The sequence below is a fragment of the Enterococcus sp. 6D12_DIV0197 genome (genome assembly GCF_002174385.1).
Lineage (GTDB): Bacteria > Bacillota > Bacilli > Lactobacillales > Enterococcaceae > Enterococcus_D > Enterococcus_D casseliflavus.
The window spans coordinates 2,169,887-2,192,356 of record NZ_NIBN01000001.1 but is presented as its reverse complement, the minus strand read 5'-3'; the positions used below and the strand labels follow the sequence as shown (position 1 = coordinate 2,192,356).

The window sequence follows — 22,470 nt, the reverse complement described above, 5'->3', positions numbered from 1 at the left end:
GATGAATAAAACGAATTTTAGTTTTGATGGAAGGAAGAGACTGTGATTTTTATCTATATTGGGATGATACTGCTTGCCATTGGAGCAGGTAGTATCATCGGTTGGCGATTGTATCGAGAATATTTATTAAGAAAAGTTGAAAAGCAGCTGTCGTCAGATGCTTTATCCAAAAGGAAACTGCGTTTATTTAAGCACAACCTGCGCAGTGGGCACCTGCTAATTTTATTGGGCTGCAGTAGTGCCATAATCGTAAGTGTCTTGCTACTAACAGTTTTTCAGCTGACAGGCGGCATTCATTTGCAAAAGCTGCAAGAAGAAACCAGTCAATTGAAAGAGGAAGTCTTCGCGCTAAGAACTGAACAAACGGAATGGATGCGGATGCCGATTTTTGCATATCCTGAGAACGACTTTTCTTTTGAAGCGATTGATTGGGAGCATTTACTCGTCTCCAATGATCGTGAAGCACAGTTTGCAGCTGAATATGAGTTGGCCTATCAGTTATCACCATATCTAGGTCGCACTGTAGCGATGATTTTTGTTGATCAGCCTTTGCAAGAAATCTCGATTGTTCTATCTAGCAAATTACCATCAATTGATGACTTAAACGGATGGGAAGAGAATTTTTCTCGTCTACTCCATGATATGCAGAACGTTCCCCTGATCACCCAAGGAACCTTCTCTGTCCAATTCTCCAAGGATTCTGATCAGTCCTTTGAGCAGACGATCATTCGTGACGAGAATGGGGTCTGGACCCTTTTAGAACGCAGATTCCCAAACACTGATGCTCAAGAAGTAGCCAACAACGAGAGGAGCGAGAGCATATCGTCTACTCCTCAAACGGATCAAAGTGAAACGATCAATACAAATGAACAAAAAGGCAGTGTGAAAAATTAATGATGAAAAAGAAAAACAAAGGTTGGTTTTCTGCCCAAAAGCTAATGGATGAAGTGAATCAATTATCCATAGAAGAGCTGAATGAATTTGAGGAGACAAATCAAGAAGAGGGAATCGTTGAGGATCAAGGGTCCGCAAAGGCTACCCCTGAAAAAAATGAGGACGAGACCAATCGACCAGCAGACAATGAACTCCCTAAAACCCAGAAAGAAGCAGTAAAACCTGTCGCACAAACTTTCGCAAAACCGATTTCTCACCAAAGAGTGGCTGGAGATCAGCAGAAAGAGCAAAGTGTCAAAAAGATAGCAGTGCAGCAAAAGTCCTCTGGCAACCGTGATAGCTACGCCAAGGATAGTCAACTCGTTGAAGATAAAGGAGAACGTATGGAGAAAGAATTGAGTACAAACCAGACAAATAAGCAAGAGTCAAAAGAACAAGAAAAGGATCATATGATTGAAAATTTATCTTTTGAAATCAAAGAATTGATTTTAGAAAATGAGCAACTACAGGAAGAAAAAAATCAGTTAAAAAAACAGCAGAAGGTAATGGCTCAACAAGAAGCAGAGGCAAAAGAATTAAAAGCTTCGCTAGTAGAAGCGAATAAGAAAGTCAAAGACCTAGAAGAGCAGCTTGCAAAAGTAGATACAGAAAAACTTGAAGTAAAAATCCAGCAATTAGAAGCCAAGTTAGCTGTTCAGCAAGAAAAAGAGCAACAAGAGAAACAAACTTACGAAAAGGAACGCGCTGAATGGACCTTGAAGCGGCAAGAAATCCAGCAGCTGCAAGAGGTAATTGCTGATTTGAAACAGCAATTGGCAGAAAAAGAAGAGCTTGCTGCAAATGTATCAGCTAGCGAATCAAATGAAGAAGTCGCAGAGCTTCAGGCGACAATCGAAGCATTAAGGGAAGAAAATGCAGCCCTACAAATCGAAAACGAGCAGTTCCAAACAGAAATCAGTGAGGTCTTAGTCTTTGCTAGAAGAAAAGCGAATCGCACAATTCAGGAAGCGAAAATCGAATCTGAACGAATGATCCGTACAACAGAAATGCGGATCGATGGGATTCATGATCGTGCCAAAGAGATTCTTTTTGAAGTGAACGAGACGAAAGAAAATGTGATTCACTTGTTTGACGATCTGCATAATCAAGTTCATCAGCTTTCCGATAAAAAATTGCTGTTTGAAGAGCTTGAAAAGTAAGCTTCTACATTTATATGGCAGTTAGTTATAAAAAAACAGTAGATCAGATTTTGATCTACTGTTTTTTTGCGATTCTCCATTATTCGACACTACCATCGTTTGGTTCCGGCGGGTCCGGTGGTGAGGAAGGATTATCCTCACTGCTGGAAGGTGTTGTTGAACCGGGATCCTGACTAGAAGCAGGAGGCGTAACGACCGATGATGAATCATCCTCATCAGGTGTTGTCACTGGTGGTGTTACTTCGCTTGATGATTCTGTTGTACTTGATGGTGTTGATTCGCTACTTTCTGTAGAAGGTGTCGTTGGTTCAACGTAGGAACTGCTGCTGGACGAACTTGGTGCTGAATAGCTTGGTTGGGTGTACGTCCCTTCAAGATAAAGCTCTCTTCCGATCCGTGTCAATCCGTCAGGCATTGTCCAGTCCGTGTTTTCTACAGAAGCAGAAACATAGCGCATCAATTCACGATAGACATCTGAAGCCACATGGGTACTACTATCAGTGATCGGTGTCATTTTGTCGTTGTAGCCTGTCCAAACCGCCAATGAGTAGGAGGGAGTATAGCCGGCAAAGGTAATATCAGGGTAGGCACCATTCGATGTATCCAGTTGTGCTAACTGGTCATCGGTGTAGTTGGACGTTCCCGTTTTCCCTGCTTGGTACAAACCATCGATTTGCGCGTTGGTTCCAGTTCCGACAGAAATAACATCTTTCAAGATATCGGTCACCATGTAAGCTGTCGTATCATCCATTGCTTCTTGACCAGAAACTTTAAAGGATTCTTCGTCTTCTGTACCATCTTGCATGACGATTTTATTGACGTACTGTGGTTCATAATAGGTGCCACCATTTGAAAACGCAGCATAAGCAGCGGCCATTTTCAGACTGGAGATCCCATACTTTGTGCCATCCAATTTATCCGTATTGCTGGAAATCGCATTGGATTGGGTGATCGTATCATATTCGATTCCTAAACCACTGAGAAAGTCTGCGATATTGTCCGCGCCGACTTCATCAAACAGCTTCACTGCCGGCACATTTCTAGACTCTGCTAGAGCGGTCCGCAAGGTGATATTGCCCATATATTGGCGATCCCAGTTGTAAACAGGAATATTCGTCCCTTTATACGTGTAAGGTTCATCTAAAATCATTCTACCCGTGGAATCTTGTAGAAATTGAAAGGCAGGGCCGTAGTCTGTGATTGGTTTGACGGTCGAACCAAAGTCTCGTGCGACATTGACAGCCAAGTTATTTGCTAGAACATCATCAACATTACGGGCACCGATCTGAGCGGTCACCTTGCCTGTGTTGACATCAACTAAGGTAGCGGCAACTTGCATCTTGTCATCTGGGTAATCAACGTAGTCGTCACTGTTGACGATGTCATATAATCGTTTTTGTGCATCGATATCGACATTAGTATAAATATCTAAGCCGTCAGTATACACATCTTTCCCAGTTTTTTCTTTGACTTCAGCGATCACTTCGTTAAAGTAGTTGTCAAAGTATTTCCACTCTTGGTTTTCACGGGGATTGTCTTGCAAGCCTTCTTGAATATCCTCGGCAACGGCCGCATCATATTCCGCTTGTGTGATTTTTTCATTTTCCAGCATTGCACCTAAAACCACATCTCGCCGACTTTTCGCATTATCAGGATGCGCAAATGGGTCAAAAGCTGAAGGGGCATTTGGTAAACCGGCAATCAAAGCGGTTTGCGCAAGGTCTAGTTCAGCTAACGGCTTGCCGTAAAACTTCATTGCGGCCGTTTGCATCCCATATACACCATTGGACATATATACTTTATTGATGTAGTAAGTGAGGATCTCTTGTTTTGATTTCATTTGTTCAAGACGAACCGCCATCCATGCTTCTTGTGCTTTTCGACGTAATGTTTGGTCTTCAGCGCTGGTAGAAAAGAAGGACAGCTTGATCAATTGCTGTGTCAACGTACTTCCGCCTTGCATACCGCCGGTTGTGGCATTGGATAATGCGGAACCGACGATCCGAATCGGATCGACTCCGATATGCTGGTAGAAGCGGCGATCTTCGACAGAGACGATCGCGTCTTCCAGCAGTTGAGGAATCTCACTTGCTGTAATTTTTTCTCTGGTTTCACTACCGAATTCAGTGATCAATTCGCCATTTGACGCATAGAAACGAGAAGAAACCGTTGAATCCAAACGTGTTTCATCAAGTGCAGGCGCATCTTTGGCATACCACCAGAATAGCCCCATCCCGGATAGAATCCCGATACAGCCTAAGAAAAACAGCCCCATAAATACTTTTAAAAGAATACTCCCAATGCTTCGTTTGCCTTTTGCCTTAGGAGGCTTTGGTGCTTTTTTAGCTGTACCTTTTTTAGAATCATGCCGAGAGGTCCTCGATTGTGATCCATTTGCCATACTAATCATTCTCCTTCATCGTTAAAAATTGATCAACTGCTTTTAAATAGGGAATACGCGGCGCAATTGAAGGGATGATTTCAATCCCATTCGTTTCAATATAGGCCAGTGTCATTGATTTTTTTCCCGTTTCTTTTTGCAGGTGCCATTGAGAAACTAAGCACTTGCTATCGAGAAAAAAGCAGCGTTGTAGACTAGAAAACCATAAAAGAACAAAACATAAACCCGCTTGTTCCAAACAGTCTTCCATATGCTTGATTTGGTGTGGATGAAAATTTTTAAAGGGAAATGACGTTTTGTTTTGAGTCTCTTTCGCTTCAAAGTCGATATATTGCCCTTGATAAACCCCATTGTAATCAGTGGTGGATGCCTCACGGAAATAGGCTTCTTTGATTACGGCGGCGCTTCTTCTTGGATAATCTACTTTCACGATTTGAATTGGTGTCGGTTTCTTATGAATGACAGCAAGTTTCCGATTCAAATAATAAAGGTTGCTTTCATTGATCGCTTCTTCAAAACGCATCCCACGATTGGCATACGTTTTTGGCTTTATTAGTTTCTCTTGCATTTTTTGTTTTTTGCCGTCATCATAGGTAGTAGATTGTCCATTCGGGTAACGAATAACCATGTTGTTCACACTCCTAGGCAACATTATACCAAAAAGTCGTTTGGAAAGAAAAGAGATGACCAGAGAAACAATGAAAACCTTATACTTTACTGGCTATCGTAATTATGAATTAGGTGTCTTTCAAGCAAAAGATCCCAAGATTGCAGTTATTAAGAAAGTAATAATGTCGACTTTGACCAATTATGTCGAAGAAGGGTTAGAATGGCTCTTGATCAGCGGGAATCTTGGAGCGGAGCTGTGGTGTGCCGAAGCCGTTGAACAATTAAAACAGACATACCCAGAACTGAAACTAGGAATTATTTTTCCATTTGAAGGGTTTGGTGAAAATTGGAACGAAACAAATCAGCAGGCACTGCAAACAGCGAAGTCATTTGCCGATTATGTCAATGCCACCAGCCATAAGCCTTACAAAGACCCCAGTCAATTAAGAAATCACACGGCATTTTTACTGGAGCATACCGAAGGCGCACTTGTGTTATATGATGACGAATTTCCAGGAAAACCTAATTATTTCTTAAGAGATGCCAAAGCTTATAGTGAGCAAAATCCCTACTTTATTCATCAAATAACAATGGATGACCTACAAAACGCAACATTTGATAGTAATTTACTTTGATTTTCGTATATTTTTTGATAGAATGGTCTAGAAAGTGAAAACCATTTGGAATAAACAATGAGGTGTAAATAATGGCAAATTTAATTTATAGTCCAAAAGATATTCTGCAACAAGAATTCAAAACAAAAATGCGCGGGTATGATCCAGTTGAAGTGGACGAGTTTTTAGATAATATCATTAAAGACTACGAAAGCTACAATAAAGAGATCTTAGCCCTGCAAGAAGAAAATGACCGTCTGACAGCGAAAATCGATCAATTGTCGAAAAACCAAGCGATCGCATCTCGTGTTCAACAAGAAGCGCCGAAAAGCCAAACCGTTACAAACTTTGATATTTTGAAACGTTTGTCTAATCTTGAAAAAGAAGTGTTTGGCAAAAAGCTTGATCGTGAATCAGAACCTGTCACTCGTTCTTCTTCCTACAACAGCAACTATACAAATGCTGATTTTGAAGATGACAACGAAAAAACCCGTCAATTCTAATCTATTTTAGAAAAGATAGTTGTGGTTTTCGGGTAATTGCGGCATAACTCGATTATGCTGAGGAAAGTCCATGCTCGCACAAGCTGAGATGCTTGTAGTGTTCGTGCCTAGCGAAACCATAAGCTAGGGTACTTGAGAAAGTAACGGCAGGAAAAATGGCTAAGGTGTAAGCTATGCCAAAGTATCCTTGAAAGTGCCACAGTGACGAAGCAAGGCGGGAAACCGTCTTGGTGGAACGCGGTAAACCCCTCGAGCGAGCAACCCAAACAATGGTAGGGGCACTTTTTGCACGGAAATGAACGGAGCAAGAAGGCAAGTAATTGCAGATAGATAATTACCCAGTGTTTTCTTCTCCCTGAGGAAAATACGGACAAAACATGGCTTATAGAAAATCACAACCTATCAGGGAATCCTTCCAGCAACGGAAGGTTTTTTTATACCAAGAAGGAGAGCGTTATGACTGAAAAAACATTTAATTGTATTGCCACCGCTGCGAGCGGTTTAGAAGCACTAGTGGGCAAAGAATTACGGGATTTAGGGATCGAGTGTGAGGTTGAAAACGGCCGAGCGCGTTTTAAAGGGACGATGGAGACCATTGCTACCGCGAACTTGTGGCTCCGTACAGCGGACCGTATCAAAATTGTCGTCGGGGAATTTGACGTATTGACTTTCGATCAGCTGTTTGAAGAAGTTAAAGCGTTACCGTGGGAAGACTTTTTACCTTTAGATGCTGAATTTCCGGTAGCTGGAAAATCAATCAAATCAAAATTGTATAGTGTACCTGATTGTCAAGCGATTACCAAAAAAGCAATCGTCAATCGCTTAAGAGAAGTATACCATCGTCCAGCAAGTGTGCCGCTGACTGAAACGGGCGCTTTTTTCCAATTAGAAGTCGCTTTATTGAAAGACCATGCGATGATCACATTGGATACGACTGGCCCTAGTTTGTTTAAACGTGGCTATCGTTTAGAAAAAGGAGGCGCGCCGCTGAAAGAAAACATGGCTGCGGCTTTAGTGATGCTGACAAATTGGTACAAAGACAAGCCGTTTGTCGATCCCGTTTGTGGATCAGGCACGTTGTGCATTGAAGCAGCGTTGATCGGTCACAATATCGCCCCTGGCTTTAATCGGGAATTTGTTTGCGAAACGTGGGATTGGTTCCCAGCAGAAGTATTTGAAAAAGTACGGAAAGAAGCAGATGAAGCAGCAGATTATGATGTCGAATTAGATATTACCGGTTCGGATATCAATGGTCGAATGATTGAGATCGCCCGCAGAAATGCGGAAGAAATCGGTCTAGGAGATTCGATCACCTTCAAACAACAAGCCGTTAAAGACTTTAAAACAGAAAAAGAGTATGGTGTCGTTGTAGCTAACCCTCCTTATGGTGAACGCTTAGGAGAAGAAGCGTCCGTTCAGCGACTGTATCAGGAAATGGGCCAAGTGTTTCGGCCGCTAAAAACCTGGAGCAAGTACTTTTTGACCAGTGACTTGACTTTTGAGACCCATTACGGCGAAAAAGCGACAAAAAAACGCAAATTATACAACGGTGCGATTCGTACCGATCTCTTCCAATACTGGGGACAACGTCCGCCACGCAAAAAGGAGTCTGCTGAATGAAAGAACAAGAATTTCTGAAAGAATTAAAAGAAATCGATCTATTACAACAAGCAATGGGGATCTTAGGCTGGGATAATCAAACAGGGATGCCAGAAAAAGCCAGTGATTACCGTGCGGAAGTTGACAGCTATTTATATGGTCTATACTTTGACAAAAAAGTGGGGGAACCAATCCAAGAAGCGATCAGCTATTTCGGGAAACACCCAGATGAATTATCAGAAGTAGGGAAAGCTGCGTATCAATTAGTCAAAGAAGAATATGAATTGCAAAAAAATGTACCCAATGAGTTGGCGATGGCGGCTTCCGCAGCTACGTCAAAAGCACATACTGCTTGGCTCAAAGCCCGTAAAGAAAAAGATTTTTCTTTATTTAAAGACGCTCTTTCTGAAAACATTCGCTTGACGAAAGAATTGATTCCTTATTGGAAGAAAAATGAGCTGACGAACTATGACGTCTTGTTAAACCAATACGAGCCGAATATGACGGTTGAGATCTTGGATAACGTATTCTCACAAGTGAGAGACGGTATCATGGATATTCGTCGTCAATTGGCTGAAAAAGGAACAGCGCCAGACACTTCGATCCTTTCACGTGAGATGACCGAAGCGCAACAACGTAAATTTATCTCAAAAGTGATCGCCGACTTAGGCTATGACTTTTCTCGCGGCCGTTTGGATAATACGGTCCACCCATTCGCTACGGGGATCAACCACAATGATGTACGGTTGACCACACGCTGGAGCGAAACTGACTTTTCGATGGGACTGTTCGGTGTGATTCATGAAGCTGGTCACGGGATGTACGAGCAAAACATCGATGAGAAATACGAAGGCACGCCTGTTCATGAAGGGGCGTCCATGGGAATCCACGAATCCCAATCGCTGTTTAATGAAATCATTATCGGCAGCAACCGCAATTTCTGGGCAAAGCAATACCCATTTTTCCAAGAATGTGCGGAAGGCACGTTTGATGATGTGTCTTTTGACACTTTCTATGACTCCTTAAAGCACTCAAAAGCTAGCTTGATCCGTATTGAAGCTGATAGTCTGACATATGTCATTCATATTATTATTCGTTACGAGATCGAAAAAATGATCTTTAACGAAACCGTATCGATCGATGAACTGCCAAAAATCTGGAATGACAAATACGAGGAATATTTAGGGATTCGTCCAGAAAATGACTTGGAAGGGATCTTACAAGACGTTCATTGGTCAGGTTCAAGCTTCGGGTATTTCCCATCCTATGCTCTAGGATATATGTATGCAGCGCAATTACTCCACGCCATGGAAAAAGAAATTAATGTCGATGAAGTGTTGGCTTCGGATGATTATTCACCGATTCGTAAATGGCTGACTGAAAATATTCATCAATATGGCGCATCCAAGAAACCAAATGAATTGATTTTAGATGCAACGGATGAATTATTGAATCCTCAATATCTATTAGACTATTTACGCAAGATCTATTTTAGTGTCTATAAAATCAGCGAGACGCAAGATTTCGCTTAAAAGTAACGAGTGGAAAGAAGCTTCGCAAGACGTTGCCGCCCCAATTATTTCATGGGGTGCTCGTCTTGTTGAACTTCTTTTCCTTTTGTATCAATCACCATCGAAAAAAGAAGGCTCGCTGCTTTCATATCGAAAGAAGGAAAAAAATGAAGGAAGAATACAATGTTGCCGATCTTAGCAAAGTAATTGCTTATGCCGAAAGTATTCTGGGGAATGATTACACAGGACATGGGTTTGATCATGTCAAACGAGTGGCTGGGTTAAGTCAAGCCATCATTGATGCCGACGAATTGGCAGTTGATTGCTTTGTCGTACAGGCGGCAGCCTATCTCCATGATACGGTGGATGACAAAGTTGTGGCGGATGTCACAGCGGCGTCTAACGAAGTGCGAGCTTGTTTGACCACAGCGGGAGCCAGTGAAGCACAAACGAAAGAAATTTTTTCTATTATCGAGAATCTGTCTTTTTCAAAAGAACTTTTGCAAGGCGCGCAAGTTGTCTCAGTAGAAGGCCGCGTCGTTCGTGATGCAGATCGTCTCGATGCTTTAGGTGCGATCGGTATTTTACGGACGAGTTATTTTGGTGGCAGTCATCAACACCCGATCCATGTCAGTGACTTAGCCCCAAAGACGTTTCAAAATCATGAAGATTACCGAAAAGGGACGACGGTGATCAATCATTTTTATGAGAAACTATTTTTGCTTCCTGAAAAGATGACCACGGCGTATGGCAAAAAAGAAGCCCAACGACGTGTGGCTTTCATGAAGGATTTTTTAGAAGAATTCTATGCAGAATGGGATGTCTAACTTTGTTTAGAGTTTTTTAAACTAAAATTCGATTATTTCCTTTTTCCTCCTTTGTTCTTTATAATAGTAAGTACAAAGGAGGGATGGAAATGTACTACCAACAGGCATTACAACCGAATGAATTATTGCCAGCGATTTCCAATTCAGGAGAGTGCTTTTTTGTCATTCGGGCTGAGCTACCCATCCGGCAATATCAAATCGCAGTCTATCTTTACGACGATCAATTCTTTTTGTTGCAAGATGATCGCTTGTTTGATCAAATCGACCAAATCTCTAGTGAAACATTAGGGGATGAAGAAGAGATTTTACCATTTATCGAAGAAGCGCTGGAAGAAAACCATTATTTATTAGTGGAAAAAGCGTTTATTCGTTTAGATCTATCTACTTTACAAAAGATGACCGATCTTACTAGTTTCGATATCTTGTTTTATGAATTTTTTGACTCATGGGGGGAAGAAGGATGAAACGGACTGAATACGTAACGCTACAAGACCAAACATTGATCGACCTATTCCAGCAGTTAGGAGAGGATGTTTCGAATCTCGAGCTGATCGATGAAGAAAAGAATATCGATGTGGTGGTTGTGTCGAATAGTGATTGGCAATATTTATTGGAGCAAGTCAATGATGATGTGAAAGAGTCTTTTGCTGATACCTCAGAGACAGACCTGGATGAAGAACTAGCCGACGAATAAACCTTTTTTTAGTTGATAAACTGTTTTACTACGAAAGTGGCGGATGGATCTTTAGAAGGGGTCTAGCAATCAAGGCAGCTTACCAAAAAAATACGAAGCGATCTCATTTCCCGTCAAGAGGAGCAGGATCAATTCGTATTTCTAGGTAGGTTGCTTTTATTTTGTCCGCAGACGAACGTTTTTGACTTTTAAATAGCCGCGAATCAAGTTGACAATCAGTAAAAGAATGCCCACAATCAATGGAATCGCTAATAAGTAAGGCGAGTAAAGGTGGGTTGCTTGCACGTGTTCAAGAGATGTTTTTTCCACTTCATTGATGGCTTGTTGAATGACTTGTAAACTAAATCCTGTCAGAAAACCAGCAATGATGAAAAGGACGAAGCCTAAATAGGGAATATCGGAAGACCGGCGAAAAAGAGCAAAAGCTGCATATAAAACCAAAAGGAATGCCGGTACGCCAAAGGCAAAATAGGGATTTAACATGGTTTTTTAACCTCCTTTTCTTTTATGATACTCCAAAATTTACGTTTTGGGAAATAGCGTGTAAGATAAAAAGAAAACGTGAAGGAGTTCTTTATGTCCGCTTATATTACCCCAATAAAGGTTGCCTTGCTGGTTTTTCCTTTCCTAGCATTGGCGATATCAATGATTTTTTTTGTTATCCAATATCGAAAATACGGTCGTTTTATCTTGTCACGCGCACTGGTTCTGTATTCATTTGTCTTCTATTTATTGTGCGCCTATTTCTTAGTTATCCTACCATTGCCCTCGATCGAAGAGGTAGCGCAGATGACTGGTCCTAAGATGGAATTGCAGTTAGGGGCATCGTGGCAACATTTTGTCCAACAGACCGTCTTAAACATTCACGATCCGCAAACCTATCTTCCCGCTATGAAGCAGGGGGTCTTCCTTGAGCCACTCTTTAATTTATTGTTGACCTTACCATTTGGGGTCTATTTGCGTTATTACTTCAAATGTTCCTTTTTAAAAACACTCGTTATTACGTTTTGCCTGACGTTGTTTTTTGAATTAACGCAGTTGACGGGACTGTATTTTATTTATCCTCGTCCGTATCGCTTATTCGATGTCAATGATCTCTTTGTCAATACAGTTGGAGGGCTTGTGGGCTGGACGATCGCCCCACTTTTTACGTTCTTATTGCCATCAAGGGAAGAGATGGATGCCGATTCTTACGCCAAAGGCACTCGGGTGACTGTGACACGAAGGGTGTTTGCTTGGTTGATCGACTGGGGAATACTGAATGTGGTCAGTTTTATTGTGGTGATCGCTGTTCGTTTGCTCACTCAACAGACGGTACGGGACTTTAGTGGGGACTATTGGTACTTTGCTCTTGAAGTGTTGCTGTACTTTGTGTTGTTGGCTTACCTTGCCAAAGGACAAACGATTGGAAAAAAACTCGTACGAATCAAAATCATGCAAGAAGGCCGTGAGCGTGTCAGCTTGGGGGCTTTATTGAAACGCTATGGTTTGTTTTATCTGATTTATGCCAGCATCAGTCGGGTCAATATCTTTTTCGCACCGTTTCTTGAGTCCAACAATCTGCTGCTTTTAGTCGTTAGTTTGTTGATGGTAGTTATTTTTGGGTTGATCCAGTTTGGTTTTTACTTGAATCTCTTGTGGGCAGCAATAAAAAAAGAAAGCCGCTTTTTCTATGAACGCCGCAGTGCAACGTATACTATCAGTACGATCGATCCTCAATCGATTACAAAAGAAAGTTAGGAAAACAAGGCAACATATGCTATAATCCAAAGGATGCTAAAAGAAAGAAGGTGTTTGAATGTCTTTTGAGTCATTTAAATTTCAACCATTTATTTATGAAGCACTTGCTGATAAAAAGTTCTCTAAACCAACAGAAGTGCAAGAAAAACTGATACCTGTTATCCAAAAAGGACGCAGTGTTGTAGGGCAATCACAGACCGGAAGTGGTAAGACCCACACATTTTTACTGCCGTTGATGGATAAAATCGATGCCGAAAAAGATGAAGTGCAAGTAGTGATCACTGCACCGAGTCGTGAATTAGCCACGCAAATCTATCACGCCGCAAAACAAATCGGCGGATTTCATGATCCTGAAATTCGAGTGTCAAATTTCGTCGGAGGAACGGATAAGCAACGTCAATTAAGCCGTCTGCAAAATCAACAGCCCCATGTCGTGATTGGGACACCTGGTCGTATCTTGGATATGATCAACGAACAAGCGTTAGGGGTTCACACTGCCAATGTATTTGTCGTGGATGAAGCAGACATGACCTTGGATATGGGCTTTTTGGAAGAAGTCGATCAAATTGCGGGGCGTTTGCCTGAGAAACTACAAATGCTGGTTTTCTCCGCAACGATTCCAGAGAAATTGCGCCCATTCTTGAAAAAATACATGGCCAATCCATTGATCGAAGAAATCAAATCGAAAGCAGTCATCTCTGATACGATCGAGAATTGGTTGATTTCTACCAAAGGGAAAAATACCAATAAATTGATCTATCAATTATTGACTACAGGCCATCCCTATCTTGCCATCGTTTTTGCCAACACGAAGAGCCGTGTGGATGAAATTACGGATTACTTAAAGGAACAAGGCTTAAAAGTAGCGAAGATCCACGGCGACATCAGTCCTCGTGAAAGAAAACGGATCATGCGCCAAGTGCAAAATTTGGACTACCAATATGTTGTCGCAACAGATTTAGCTGCGCGAGGAATTGATATTGAAGGGGTTTCTCATGTCATCAATGCTGAGATTCCAGCTGATTTGGATTTCTTTATCCACCGTGTTGGTCGGACCGGTCGAAACCAAATGGATGGGACCGCGATCACTTTATATGATCCAAGCGATGAAGGGGCAATCCAAGCCATCGAAGATCTAGGGGTTGTTTTCCAACCGAAGGAAATCAAAAATGGCGAGATCGTTGCGACTTACGATCGGAATCGTCGGCAAAAGCGGGAAAAATCTCGTGACGAATTAGACCCAACCTTGATTGGCTTAGTCAAGAAAAAGAAGAAAAAAATCAAGCCTGGCTACAAGAAAAAAATTCAATGGGCTGTTGATAAGAAGAACAAAGAAAAACGGAAGATCGAACGTCGTCAAACGACTCGAACCGCCCGCAAAAACAAGAAAAATTCGAATAGCTAATGCATACCAAAACAGCAGTCAAGGAAGAGAACTACTCTTCCTTGGCTGCTGTTTTTAATTGTTTGGTCATTTCTACACACAATACGCCATCTTCAGCATAGGGTTCAGATGTTTTTTGATACCCACAGGATTCATAAAACGCACAAGCGTCGATCTCTGCGGATAACACTGATTGGAGGGCACCCTCTTGGGCACCACGCATTTCGAGATAATGCAATAATTTGGTGCCGTATCCTTGGTGCCGATAGGCCTTAGCTACGCAAAAGCGATCAGGTTGCAGAGTGTTCGGTGAAGAGAATTGATAGCGAATGGTCGCGATCGGGATGCGTCCATCTAACCAAAGATAGTATGGGCAAGTTTGGTCTTTTTCATCAAATTCCCAATCTATAGGAATGTGCTGTTCTTCCACAAAAACGGCTTGCCGCAGGGCGAAAACCGCTTGTAGCATCCACGGACTGCGTCCAAAATAAAGCATCAGTCGTTTTCCTCCTTTTTCGTGGTATACTCGTTATATAGTAATTGTAGCAGATGAGAGGAGAAATGACGTGGATTTTTTTGAGGCGTTACAATGGTCAAATTGGAAGACACTGTCCTTTGAAATCAAAGAACAGCTGATCCAGCAAATTTTAATGTATTTTGTCAGTCCTTTAAAGGAGATCACCGATGTCCATTTTAGTCAGTTGACGTATGCAGGATTGAAATGTGCTACCTTTGAATTAACGATCGATGGCGAAGACTTTGTCTTTATACCAGGGAACTCTGAGGCGATCTTAGGTTGGGATCTCGGTGTGCAAGGATTACCAGCTACTTGCTGGAGTAAAAATTGGCAGTCACCACCCAACGAGATCATTCGCCAGCTGGAAACAATCTATGAGTTAGAAACCAGCCAGGATTGGGGGATTTTTGTCAATGAGTCTACGAGCCCTTTGCGCAAAGCTGTGATTGATCCTATGCTAGTCCAAAAAAGTTCTCTGCCTGCTGGCGCAAGGTATATCGGGCAGTTAAATACAATCACTGGGGAGTTTCACGGGTTAGTCGATCAATTCAGTGCTTTCGAAAAAGAGCTAAAGGCACAATTCACAGCACCAGCGTCCTTTGAGGAAAGCTTGCGTTGGGAATTACCCGCTTTTTATCACGAAGAGAATCGCTATTTTGCTGCACTCGAGCCGTTATCGGAAACCTATCAGTTATTTACCCACGAATCCGTCAGTCAAACAGAATTGAAACAGCAGTTAGACAAACAAGGCTTTCAGCTGCTATCAGAGGATCAATGGGAATACGTTTGCGGTGCTGCGACTCGGCGACTTTTTCGCTGGGGCAATGAAAAGTCCTGCGACGATGGTGTCTCTTTGTCAACCGCTGAATTGCTTGAACCGAATTTATTTGGCTGCACCTATGGGCTTGCGGATGCTTGGGAGCTGACAGATGGCTTGTCTTTAAAAATGGAGAACTGGCAGATTTGTGGGCATCCTTTATTCGATGCCTTGCCATATGCCAGTTATTACCGTTCACGGAAAATGCTGCAGCCAGATCAAAAGCTTTCTCCCCAGAGCTATCGTTACCGCAAAGCGATTCTGATCAACAAAGAACGGATTTGAGGATTGACTTTTTCGAAACATTTCCTTATACTTTGAATGACGAAGGATATGGTCGGTTTGATGATTCATTACAGAAAGTTTTTCACTGCTGAGAGAAAAACATGAATTCGGACGGATTGCTCCCTTTGGTGCTCAACTGCAGCAGAAATGTTGCCGTCCACTCCGCGTTAACGAGTCTAAGAGGTAATGAGTCACATCATTGCAAGCAAGGTGGTACCGCGTATCGACGTCCTTGCTCTGCAATGGTGTTTTTTTATCGTCAAAATGACTCTACAGGAATAAGAGCGCCTTACCAGCAATTTTGTCAGCCCCTGTATCTTAAGCGAACACAGAAGAAAGTAGGAGAATAACGTGAAACAATTATCCAGTGCAGAAGTACGCCAAATGTTTTTGGACTTCTTTCAATCAAAAGGACATTCCATCGAGCCGAGTGCGTCCCTTGTTCCAGTCAACGATCCAACCTTATTATGGATCAATTCAGGGGTGGCAACGCTAAAAAAATATTTTGATGGCAGTGTTGTTCCTGAAAACCCAAGAATTACCAATGCGCAAAAATCGATTCGGACTAACGACATTGAAAACGTTGGGAAAACAGCAAGACATCATACGATGTTTGAAATGCTAGGCAACTTTTCAATCGGCGATTACTTCAAAAATGAGGCGATCCATTGGGCATGGGAGTTTTTGACCTCACCAGAATGGATGGCTTTTGATCCAGACAAATTATATGTCACGGTTTATCCAAAAGACACAGAAGCAAAACGGATTTGGGCAGAAGAAGTCGGCTTACCACCAGAGCATATCGTTGAGATTGAAGACAACTTTTGGGACATCGGTGCAGGACCTTGTGGACCGGATTCAGAGATTTTCTATGACCGTGGTCCTGAGTTTAATGACGTAGCGGAAGATGATCCCGAAAACTACCCTGGTGGCGAAAATGAACGCTATTTGGAAATCTGGAATCTGGTCTTTTCAGAATTCAATCATCAACCAGATGGCTCCTATGAACCACTACCACATAAAAACATTGATACGGGGATGGGGCTGGAACGAATGGTTTCCATCGTTCAAAATGCACCAACCAATTTTGAAACAGACTTGTTTCTGCCGATCATTAATGCAGTGGCAGATTTAAGCGGTCGTGTGAACTACGGCGACAGCAAAACGACAGATATCTCCTTTAAAGTGATTGCAGACCATATCCGCGCGCTTTCTTTTGCGATCGGCGATGGGGCACTTCCTTCAAATGAAGGCCGTGGCTATGTTTTACGTCGTTTATTACGTCGTGCAGTCATGCATGGGAAAAAATTAGGGATCGATACTGCCTTCTTATACAAATTAGTACCGATCGTTGGCGAGATCATGGAAAGCTACTATCCTGAAGTACTAGAACAGCAAGAATTTATTGAGAAAGTGATCCGCAACGAGGAAGAACGTTTCCATGAAACGATCAATGAAGGGTTAGATATTTTAAATCAAGTGATCGCCCAAGTAAAAGCAGACGGTCAAGATACGTTAGCTGGTCAAGATATTTTCAAATTGTATGACACTTACGGCTTCCCAGTTGAATTGACAGAAGAAGTGGCGGAAGACGAAGGGTTGAAAGTGGACCACCAAGGGTTTGAACAAGAAATGGATGCACAACGTGCCCGCGCTCGTGCGGCTCGACAAACGGAGCTTTCAATGGGCGTACAATCCGCTTTATTGACAGATATCAAAGTAGACAGCCGTTTCGTTGGCTATGATTCACTTGAAGCAAACAGCAAATTATTAGTGATCATCCAAGACGAAGCGTTACATGATTCTGTTTCGACAGGTGAAGCAAAACTGATTTTTGCCGAAACACCATTTTACGCAGAAATGGGTGGACAAGTTGCGGATACAGGCACGATCGTAGCAGAAGATGGTACGATTGTAGCGGAAGTGACGGATGTCAAAAAAGCACCGAACGGTCAGTTCTTGCATACTGCTACAATCAAAGCGCCACTAAAAGAAGGCGTGAACTATTTCTTACAAGTGGATCAGCATCGTCGCAATAAGATCATTAAAAATCATACGGCGACTCACTTATTGCATAAAGCCTTAAAAGAAGTATTAGGCAGCCATGCGAACCAAGCAGGTTCATTAGTTGCTCCAGGACATTTGCGCTTTGACTTTAGTCATTTTGGGCAAGTGACCAGCGAAGAGCTGAGCCAAATGGAACAAATCGTCAACCAGAAAATTTGGGAAGCTCTTCCTGTTGTGACGATCGAAACGGATATCGATACCGCAAAAGGCATGGGAGCGATGGCACTCTTTGGTGAAAAATATGGGCATGACGTTCGCGTCGTCAATGTTGCCGATTGGTCGATCGAATTATGTGGGGGAACCCATGTAGCAAATACGGAGGATATCGGTATTTTCAAAATCGTTTCTGAATCAGGGATCGGTGCTGGTGTTCGTCGGATCGAAGCAGTGACTAGTCAAGAAGCTTATACGTTATTGCATGAAGAAGAAGCGCAATTAAAAGCAATTGCAGGGATCGTTAAATCCGCCCAATTAAAAGAAGTCGTTGCCAAAACAGAACAACTGCAAGCGCAGCTGCGTGAATTGCAAAAAGAAAACGAAGCTCTTGCCAGCAAGTTAGCAAACCAGCAAGCAGGGGATGTTTTCAAGGATGTCAAAGAAGTAAATGGTCTGCGTCTGATCACAGCAAAAGTGACTGTAAAGGACATGAACCAATTACGTCAACTAGCTGACCAATGGAAACAAAAAGACCATTCTGATATTTTAGTGTTAGCTACCGCGAATGATGGCAAAGTGAATCTTTTAGCTGCCATGAACAAAGCAGCCAACGAAAAAGGATTGAAAGCAGGCGATTTGATCAAAGAGATCGCACCTAAAGTTGGCGGCGGCGGTGGCGGTCGTCCTGATATGGCACAAGCCGGCGGGAAGAATCCAGAAGGAATCGCAGCAGCACTTGAGACAGCAGCAGCGTGGTTAGCTGCCAAGTAAGCACACTATGGTTGAATCTGTACCCGCGAGTTCCTTTCCTTCTAAGAAGATAGGTGAAAGAGGAGCGTAGGTCTTTAACACATTCCTTTTTTGAACGAAGATGACGGAGGGGGAGACCCTTCCGTTATCTTTTTCCTTTTTTCCTACGTGTTATCTGAAAATGCGTTTGATAATTGAAGGGAATTCGCTTTTTTTTCGAAAAAACGATACGAATAGTTGTTTAATTGAATTCCTTCGGGGTAAAATAAGAAAGATGGTTTTTTGAGAGGGTGATGATTTGCTAAACTTTTTTTTAAATCGCAGCAAAAAAAATGGTGTCTACGAACGTACAGCCATCGGGAAGTTAGCAGGAAGCCTCGGGTTGCTTTCCAACTTACTATTATTTGCTGGGAAATTTATCATTGGCTTATCTGCCCAGTCTGTTTCGATTATGGCAGATGCCATCAACAGTCTTTCAGATACCGCTTCGTCTATTTTAACATTGATCGGTTTTCGGATCTCTGCGAAACCAGCCGACAGTGAACATCCATATGGTCATGAGCGATTTGAATCCATCAGTGGGTTTGTAGTATCTTTGATCATCACGTTTGTTGGCGGCCAATTTCTCATCAGATCTGTGCAACGCATCATGGAACCGACGAGTATCCGTCTTTCACCACTATTGTTTATCGTTTTGGTTTTATCGATTTTGATCAAAATCTGGCAGGGAGCGATGTACCGCAAACTGGCGAACCTGATTGGCTCTCAAACACTTAAAGCCAGTGGGCAAGACAGTCTCAACGATGTGTATACAACGGGTGCGGTTTTGTTTTCAGCGACGATCGAGTGGTTGACTGGCCTACGTATCGATGGCTTTGTCGGCTGTCTGATTGCCTTGTATATTTTGATTAGCGGAATCAAAATGATTCGTTCCTTTATCAACGAATTATTAGGGGCACGCCCAACGCAAGAAGAAGTAGCTGCCATGGAGCAGCGCTTGGATCACTATCCGACGATTCTCGGTTACCATGATTTACTGGTTCATAATTATGGACCGAAAAATCGCTTTGCCAGTGTGCATATCGAAGTGGATGAAACGTGGTCTTTACGAGAAGCGCATGAGGTGATTGATGCGATTGAACAAGATTTTCGCCAATCTTTAAAGGTCGACCTTGTCTGTCACCTTGATCCAGTACCAATTCAAGATCAGCAGTATCGGTATTTAAAAAAAGAAGTGTCAAAGATCATTCGCTTCGTTGATCCGCAGTTACGGATGCATGATTTTCAGGTCAAAGGAGATCTGTTGGCTTTTGATTTAGTGATTCCCGCAAAATCGGCGTATAGTGATCAAGAAATCGAAGAAATGCTGAAACAAAAAATCAAAGAAACACTAGGGGACTATGAATTGAAGCTTGCTTTCGATCATAGTTACCTATTATAGGGTTACAGGATATAGGAGGAAACTATGATAAAAATGGATATGAGCATGATTTCCACGGTATTATTGGCACTTTTGTTTATTAATACGATTGCTGCCTTTATTACTGTTTTTCGGAAACCACGCTCGATTGCAAGTGTCTTTGCTTGGATGATGACGTTGGTATTCATCCCCGGCATCGGGTTTTTGTTGTACTTGTTTTGTGGTCGGGGGATCGACGGAGAAATTATTTATAAATTTAGTGAGCACCACCAAAGTAGGATCAATGAGTTGAATCAAATCATCAAAGTGCACAATTATTCTTTTCCTGAACATCCTTACTCAGATGACAATCATCTATTAGAGCGCTATTTTAAGAACCTTGATGAATCGCCCTTGACTAAAGGAAACAAAGTAGAATTTTATACTGATGGAAAAGAAAAATTTGCAGCATTGTTTGAGGACATGAAGCAAGCAGAAGATAATCTGCATGTGGAGTATTATTCGTTTTTTAATGATGAGATCGGTGGCCAATTCTTGTCAATCTTGATCGATAAAGCCCGTGAAGGTGTTGAAGTGCGTTTGGTCTATGATCCATGGGGGTCACCGAAGGCCAATCGGAAATTCTTTCAACCGTTGATTGATGCCGGTGGAAAAGTCGTGCCTTTCATCACTTCGAAGAACCTAATCCGCAACACACGATTGAACTACCATCTACATCGAAAAATCGTTGTGATCGACGGTCAAATCGGATGGACTGGCGGCTTTAATGTCGGCGATCAGTATTTAGGGAAAAAGGCCAAATTTGGCTATTGGCGAGACACCCATGCGAGAATCGTAGGTACTGCCAGTTTTACACTACAAGAGATTTTTATTCGTGACTGGAACGCATCTGTAAAAAGAGAAGAGGATCAGCTGGAATACGAGGATCGCTACTTTATTCTACCGCCGAAAGAGCGCTCTGGAAATGTTGATTTGCAGATCGTCGCTGATGGGCCTGAAAGTGAGACCCAAATTCTCAAAGGCGGTTTTGTAAAAATGATCTTAGCTGCCAAAGAATCGATTTGGATCCAAACGCCTTATTTGATTCCTGATGACAGTATGATGAACGCATTGGAAATTGCCATCCACTCAGGTGTAGACGTCCGAATCATGATTCCATGTATGCCTGACCACCCATTCATTTATCGGGCAACACAGCATTATGCCAATTACTTGCATCGCCGTGGTGCAAAAATCTACATCTATAACAATGGTTTCCTCCATGCGAAGACGGTCATGATGGATGATACCATTAGTTCCTTTGGGACGACGAATCAAGACATTCGGAGTTATGCCTTGAATTTTGAAGTCAATGCCTTCGCCTACGATCACGATGTCACGCAAACGTTGAAAGGCTTCTTTGAAGAAGATATGGCACAATCAACATTACTGACGGATGAAATTTTGGCGAAGCAATCTTACTGGTTGCGCTTCAAACAAAACTTCTCTCGGTTATTGTCTCCGATCCTTTAATTTCATCGCTTTTGCTAATCCTTGGCGTGCCAAATGGTCGGCACCTTTGTTTTGACTCTCAGGGACCCATTGGATGATTGCTAAAGCGAACTGTTTCAACAAGTATTGAATTTCTGTTAAATAATCAGAAAAAGCAGGGTTTTTGGTATAATTCTTGTCGATGGTCTGCGCAACGACTTTGCTGTCGGTATAGAGCATAATTGTCTGTTCCTGTAAACCTTTGTCAATCAGCAGCTGCAACGCGTTGACCATCACAGCGAACTCTGCTTGGTGGTTGGTTGAATCAGGTAGCGGAAACGCAATTTGTTCATGCAGATCAGTACCGACAATGACGATTCCACCGCCACTAGGGCCGGGGTTGCCTTTCGTGGAAGCATCAAGATAAACTTTTAACATTGTCTCACCCTTTTTTGATATGATAAAGATAGTATACTAGAAATTTTATGTTGTGAGGAACTTTTATGAAGCGTAAATTGTATTGGCAACCGGAAGCTGCTACAGCGATCATTTATTGGTCGTTTACTATGATGATATTATTTATCAGTTTGATTCTTTCGTTAGAAAATACCAGACCTTATTGGAAAAGCAACCTCGTTTTAGCCGTCTTTTTCTTTTTTGTATGGTTAGGGATTCACCGAAGCATGCTCATCAGGAATGATTTGCTCCTGATTCGCTATGCGCGCTTATGGAAGAAAAGCCTTATTTCTTTACCTGAGATAGAAAAATGGCAAATTATAAACCGTTTAATAAGCATTACCGATCATCAAAAAACGTATACCTTCACGTTGCGTAAAAAAGATGTGGCATGGTTAGAAACTTTTTTTCAAGAAAAAATCCCTGAAAAAAGGGTGCAGATCGAAACCAACGAGTAATTCATAGGAATCTAGAAAGCAACGATCACTCCTTTTGGCGTTACAGCCTTAGGAGGGACGTTGTTTTTTGTTTACATAAAGGATTCGTGAAACTTCTTG

Annotated in this window: 21 protein-coding genes and 1 other RNA gene; 17 read left to right on the top strand and 5 right to left on the bottom strand. The window is 42.2% G+C overall.

Going from position 1 to position 22,470, the window contains the following annotated elements; translation table 11 throughout:
• The first annotated feature begins 42 nt into the window (after positions 1-42).
• Together A5867_RS10155 and A5867_RS10150 are read left to right on the top strand one after the other, a co-directional pair.
• On the top strand, positions 43-894 hold the full coding sequence (locus A5867_RS10155) for a hypothetical protein (protein WP_249270037.1): 852 nt from the start codon (positions 43-45) through the stop codon (positions 892-894).
• The gene (locus A5867_RS10150) at positions 894-2,093 is read left to right on the top strand and encodes a hypothetical protein (RefSeq protein ID WP_087627534.1); all 1,200 of its coding nucleotides are present in this window, start codon (positions 894-896) and stop codon (positions 2,091-2,093) included. The genes A5867_RS10155 and A5867_RS10150 overlap by 1 nt, the downstream gene beginning before the upstream one ends.
• Positions 2,094-2,172: 79 nt before the next feature.
• Here A5867_RS10150 and A5867_RS10145 read toward each other — a convergent pair whose 3' ends face one another.
• Positions 2,173-4,494 carry a PBP1A family penicillin-binding protein gene (locus tag A5867_RS10145; protein WP_034857413.1) on the bottom strand — a complete coding sequence of 774 codons (2,322 nt, stop codon included), beginning with the start codon at positions 4,492-4,494 and terminating at the stop codon, positions 2,173-2,175.
• A 1-nt stretch (position 4,495) separates the two neighbouring features.
• Positions 4,496-5,122, bottom strand: a complete 627-nt coding sequence (gene recU, locus A5867_RS10140) for a Holliday junction resolvase RecU (RefSeq protein WP_015509744.1) — start codon at positions 5,120-5,122, stop codon at positions 4,496-4,498.
• Positions 5,123-5,192: 70 nt separating this feature from the next.
• Here recU and A5867_RS10135 point away from each other — a divergent pair, with 70 nt between their 5' ends.
• The 8 genes from A5867_RS10135 (at position 5,193) to A5867_RS10100 (ending at position 10,851) form a co-directional block, all read left to right on the top strand.
• Positions 5,193-5,738: a DUF1273 domain-containing protein gene (locus A5867_RS10135; RefSeq protein ID WP_087628170.1), complete on the top strand. Its 546-nt coding sequence runs from the start codon at positions 5,193-5,195 to the stop codon at positions 5,736-5,738.
• Between the two features lie 71 nt (positions 5,739-5,809).
• Positions 5,810-6,220 (top strand): cell division regulator GpsB, encoded by a 411-nt coding sequence (gene gpsB / locus A5867_RS10130; protein WP_005226142.1) that lies wholly within the window; start codon positions 5,810-5,812, stop codon positions 6,218-6,220.
• Positions 6,221-6,244: 24 nt separating this feature from the next.
• Positions 6,245-6,610, top strand: an RNA gene (rnpB, locus tag A5867_RS10125) — RNase P RNA component class B.
• Between the two features lie 66 nt (positions 6,611-6,676).
• Positions 6,677-7,840, top strand: coding sequence for a class I SAM-dependent RNA methyltransferase (locus A5867_RS10120; RefSeq protein WP_010748389.1), 1,164 nt, complete (start codon positions 6,677-6,679; stop codon positions 7,838-7,840).
• Positions 7,837-9,351: a carboxypeptidase M32 gene (locus tag A5867_RS10115; RefSeq protein WP_086316111.1), complete on the top strand. Its 1,515-nt coding sequence runs from the start codon at positions 7,837-7,839 to the stop codon at positions 9,349-9,351. Before A5867_RS10120 ends, A5867_RS10115 begins: the two co-directional genes overlap by 4 nt.
• Before the next feature lie 146 nt (positions 9,352-9,497).
• Positions 9,498-10,157 (top strand): HD domain-containing protein, encoded by a 660-nt coding sequence (locus tag A5867_RS10110; protein ID WP_005226139.1) that lies wholly within the window; start codon positions 9,498-9,500, stop codon positions 10,155-10,157.
• An 83-nt stretch (positions 10,158-10,240) separates the two neighbouring features.
• Positions 10,241-10,621, top strand: coding sequence for a hypothetical protein (locus A5867_RS10105; RefSeq protein WP_005226138.1), 381 nt, complete (start codon positions 10,241-10,243; stop codon positions 10,619-10,621).
• Positions 10,618-10,851 carry a hypothetical protein gene (locus A5867_RS10100; RefSeq protein ID WP_010748385.1) on the top strand — a complete coding sequence of 78 codons (234 nt, stop codon included), beginning with the start codon at positions 10,618-10,620 and terminating at the stop codon, positions 10,849-10,851. Before A5867_RS10105 ends, A5867_RS10100 begins: the two co-directional genes overlap by 4 nt.
• Before the next feature lie 156 nt (positions 10,852-11,007).
• On the opposite strand, the gene A5867_RS10095 is transcribed toward A5867_RS10100, so the two are convergent.
• On the bottom strand, positions 11,008-11,334 hold the full coding sequence (locus tag A5867_RS10095; RefSeq protein WP_005226136.1) for a hypothetical protein: 327 nt from the start codon (positions 11,332-11,334) through the stop codon (positions 11,008-11,010).
• A gap of 93 nt (positions 11,335-11,427) precedes the next feature.
• Between A5867_RS10095 and A5867_RS10090 the strand changes: the two genes are divergently transcribed.
• Both A5867_RS10090 and A5867_RS10085 read left to right on the top strand, forming a co-directional pair.
• The gene (locus A5867_RS10090; RefSeq protein WP_015509738.1) at positions 11,428-12,591 is read left to right on the top strand and encodes a VanZ family protein; all 1,164 of its coding nucleotides are present in this window, start codon (positions 11,428-11,430) and stop codon (positions 12,589-12,591) included.
• Positions 12,592-12,649: 58 nt separating this feature from the next.
• Positions 12,650-13,996, top strand: a complete 1,347-nt coding sequence (locus tag A5867_RS10085) for a DEAD/DEAH box helicase (RefSeq protein ID WP_005226134.1) — start codon at positions 12,650-12,652, stop codon at positions 13,994-13,996.
• A gap of 31 nt (positions 13,997-14,027) precedes the next feature.
• On the opposite strand, the gene A5867_RS10080 is transcribed toward A5867_RS10085, so the two are convergent.
• Entirely contained in the window at positions 14,028-14,471 is a 444-nt protein-coding gene (locus A5867_RS10080; protein ID WP_086316112.1) for a GNAT family N-acetyltransferase, read from the bottom strand.
• Between the two features lie 70 nt (positions 14,472-14,541).
• Here A5867_RS10080 and A5867_RS10075 point away from each other — a divergent pair, with 70 nt between their 5' ends.
• From A5867_RS10075 to cls, 4 genes are all read left to right on the top strand, one after another.
• Positions 14,542-15,594 (top strand): hypothetical protein, encoded by a 1,053-nt coding sequence (locus A5867_RS10075; RefSeq protein WP_086316113.1) that lies wholly within the window; start codon positions 14,542-14,544, stop codon positions 15,592-15,594.
• A 351-nt stretch (positions 15,595-15,945) separates the two neighbouring features.
• The gene (gene alaS, locus A5867_RS10070) at positions 15,946-18,588 is read left to right on the top strand and encodes an alanine--tRNA ligase (RefSeq protein WP_087627533.1); all 2,643 of its coding nucleotides are present in this window, start codon (positions 15,946-15,948) and stop codon (positions 18,586-18,588) included.
• Between the two features lie 277 nt (positions 18,589-18,865).
• A complete protein-coding gene (locus A5867_RS10065; RefSeq protein ID WP_087627532.1) occupies positions 18,866-20,008 on the top strand; it encodes a cation diffusion facilitator family transporter in 1,143 nt (380 codons plus the stop codon).
• Positions 20,009-20,032: 24 nt separating this feature from the next.
• Complete coding sequence (cls, locus tag A5867_RS10060) at positions 20,033-21,499, top strand: cardiolipin synthase (protein ID WP_015509734.1); 1,467 nt, start codon at positions 20,033-20,035, stop codon at positions 21,497-21,499.
• On the opposite strand, the gene A5867_RS10055 is transcribed toward cls, so the two are convergent.
• Positions 21,479-21,895, bottom strand: coding sequence for a ribonuclease HI family protein (locus A5867_RS10055; RefSeq protein ID WP_005226128.1), 417 nt, complete (start codon positions 21,893-21,895; stop codon positions 21,479-21,481). The two genes, cls and A5867_RS10055, sit on opposite strands and share 21 nt — an antisense overlap.
• A gap of 65 nt (positions 21,896-21,960) precedes the next feature.
• Here A5867_RS10055 and A5867_RS10050 point away from each other — a divergent pair, with 65 nt between their 5' ends.
• Positions 21,961-22,371 carry an EbsA family protein gene (locus A5867_RS10050; RefSeq protein WP_015509732.1) on the top strand — a complete coding sequence of 137 codons (411 nt, stop codon included), beginning with the start codon at positions 21,961-21,963 and terminating at the stop codon, positions 22,369-22,371.
• Positions 22,372-22,470 lie beyond the last annotated feature (99 nt).